The sequence below is a fragment of the Endozoicomonas sp. SESOKO3 genome, assembly GCF_024606255.1.
The window spans coordinates 1-2,162 of the sequence record NZ_JAHHPR010000790.1 but is presented as its reverse complement, the minus strand read 5'-3'; the positions used below and the strand labels follow the sequence as shown (position 1 = coordinate 2,162).

At 45.5% G+C, this 2,162-nt stretch carries 3 protein-coding genes and 1 pseudogene; 1 reads left to right on the top strand and 3 read right to left on the bottom strand.

Annotation, left to right across the window (positions count from 1 at the left end):
• Positions 1–299: 299 nt before the first annotated feature.
• The 3 genes from KDK18_RS14015 to KDK18_RS14005 all read right to left on the bottom strand — a co-directional run bounded on the left by KDK18_RS14015 (position 300) and on the right by KDK18_RS14005 (position 1,682).
• The gene (locus KDK18_RS14015) at positions 300–518 is read right to left on the bottom strand and encodes a toxin-antitoxin system HicB family antitoxin (RefSeq protein ID WP_257255553.1); all 219 of its coding nucleotides are present in this window, start codon (positions 516–518) and stop codon (positions 300–302) included.
• Positions 515–943: a putative toxin-antitoxin system toxin component, PIN family gene (locus KDK18_RS14010; RefSeq protein WP_257255552.1), complete on the bottom strand. Its 429-nt coding sequence runs from the start codon at positions 941–943 to the stop codon at positions 515–517. Before KDK18_RS14010 ends, KDK18_RS14015 begins: the two co-directional genes overlap by 4 nt.
• Before the next feature lie 253 nt (positions 944–1,196).
• Positions 1,197–1,682, bottom strand: a complete 486-nt coding sequence (locus KDK18_RS14005) for a DUF29 domain-containing protein (protein ID WP_257255551.1) — start codon at positions 1,680–1,682, stop codon at positions 1,197–1,199.
• A gap of 256 nt (positions 1,683–1,938) precedes the next feature.
• Here KDK18_RS14005 and KDK18_RS14000 point away from each other — a divergent pair.
• Positions 1,939–2,162, top strand: a pseudogene (locus tag KDK18_RS14000) (hypothetical protein); the annotation flags it as partial.

Here is a 2,162-nt window from a genome sequence, read left to right as displayed (position 1 = left end):
TCAATGGTTCATCAACGATAGCTTAGCTCTGTAGTGAGGGGAAGCTATTGACGCCTGGAAAACGAGGGTATGTTTTAAGAAAAGTGAAAAAGGAAGCTTGATGGTGCGATGAGAGAAGATGAGTATCGAATTCGAAGTCATGCTGGAGCAGAAATTTTGGCAGACTTTAGACAGATTGCAGTCACTCTGCCAAACAGTTCGAAAACGTTCAAAGCAGGCCTGAAGGGAAAGCAAAGGAAAGCTGTTATGAGCACATGCTATCCGGCTGCAGTCCTGGCCAGGCACGAACTTTCATGATTTTACCGTGACTCACTATCCAGCCTGTCCAGAATCTTCAGAGCTTCCTTTGGATTACCTGATTCTGCTCTGACCAAATAACGGTTATAGGTATCAAACTCTGCCAAGGCGATGGTCGATAATTCATCCATCAATTTGTTCAGACTGATATTTCTGGACTTGGCCAATTGCTTCAAGCGTTCATGTTTTTCTTCGGTCAGTCGAATGGTAAGTACGCTCATTGCCTGATCTCCCTGATAAAGTCTTCTGGATTACAAATGGTCAGGTGGTCAAACCTCAGTTCTCCGCGACCAACATCTTTAATGTTCTTGGTGATGATATGGCTGGCACCACCAGCCATTGCCAGTTCTACCAGGTGATTGTCAGCTTCGTCTGGTAAGTTTGGCCGCCAGAGATAATAGATCTCAACCCACTGGGTAATACTTAGCAGCGCGTTGAGCACCTGCTCACGTTCCGACTCGGTAGTACGGCTTTTATTCCAGAGCACTGGCCTGTTTAACAGCGACTCATACTCGGTATAAAGTGCATTGCCCATCAGAGGGTTCAACTGGCGATTCAGACACAACCTGAGAATTTCCCGGCTTGCGCCGCCAATACCGAGAAGCGCCGAAACAAAGCAGCTGGTATCAAGTACAATGGTTTTCATGAATTCAATGATAGCACATATGCTATCAAAAAAATATTTACTAATGACAGTGCCAACCTGCTTTTAGGTGGGCCTAAGATATCCATAGCCGCATACCAGATGAATTGAATGAAGCTATCGTCTGGTGAGTTAGTCGGGCAATAGCAAAATATTTAAAGCCCAAGACGAACCAATGGCAAGGTGATAGCTATCCGATCCAAGAAACAAGCCATGCTCGCACAGAAAACCAGATGCAGTTAGCCGGGTAGCCTATTTAATCGCAGGGCAGCCAGTCATCCTCAATAACTTGCCCGAAGGTCCAGGGGCAGTCAGGTGAGAAACTGTTGTTATTGAGCTGCTGGTGCTTCTGCACGTAGCGGTTCATTTCTTTAATAGCCATGCGCTTGGCACTAGGGTAAACCTCACGGAGTATTACGTCGGTCTCCCGTTTCAGAGATGGGTTTCTGCGGAGTAGCGACCCTATGGCATCCCTCGCCCTGTCTATGCTTGCAAACCATTCACGACAATTATATGGCTCCGGCAGCACCGGATTGATAACTTCTACCTGATACTGGTATTTCAGCAGATGTAATAAAAGAATCTTCAGATGTGATTCAAGTGTATGGTGGTTATTCCCCATTTCCTGTTCCATTGCCTCTAGCAGGTTGGGTATATCCAGTTCGTTAAGCCTGTTGTTTTTCAGAAGCTCACGTTGCCGGGCGATCCAGCCGTGATAATCGGTGTTATAGAGGTTTTCCATGATCATCTCTTAATGTTTAACTCCATTGGCCTTCCAACCTAGATCAACTTTTGTAAGTTATCCAGTTATTTCATAATGCATATGCGTCCCTTTGCTGATGCCTGGCCGACCTTCACCTCAGAACCAAATATCCAACAGACTATTGGATCAGGGAAAAATGATGAAAACCCCTGAAATTATTGGCACGTAGCTTATATTTGTTTTCTTTTTAATACGTCTATGGCCTTATAACTGCACACTAGGGTAAGGCCGCAGCATGAATGCTCACGATTTGATTTCACAACTCTCTATTATCAGTGACCCTCTGCAAGCTTGGAAAGTCGGCCACAAGCTAACAGACATCCTTTTGTTGACCATCTGCGCTGTTATTGTCGGCAATTCATAGGGTTAGTGCTTTCTCTGCGGCCAATAACGTGGGGCTGGGACAGCTTAAAACAGAAGAGAAATCTAATGAAATAACCGCCATCCCCGAACTCCTGA

Coding starts and splice junctions, on each gene's coding strand:
- KDK18_RS14015 (WP_257255553.1), bottom strand. CDS start 518: ATGAGCGTACTTACCATTCGACTGACCGAAGAAAAACATGAACGCTTG.
- KDK18_RS14010 (WP_257255552.1), bottom strand. CDS start 943: ATGAAAACCATTGTACTTGATACCAGCTGCTTTGTTTCGGCGCTTCTC.
- KDK18_RS14005 (WP_257255551.1), bottom strand. CDS start 1,682: ATGGAAAACCTCTATAACACCGATTATCACGGCTGGATCGCCCGGCAA.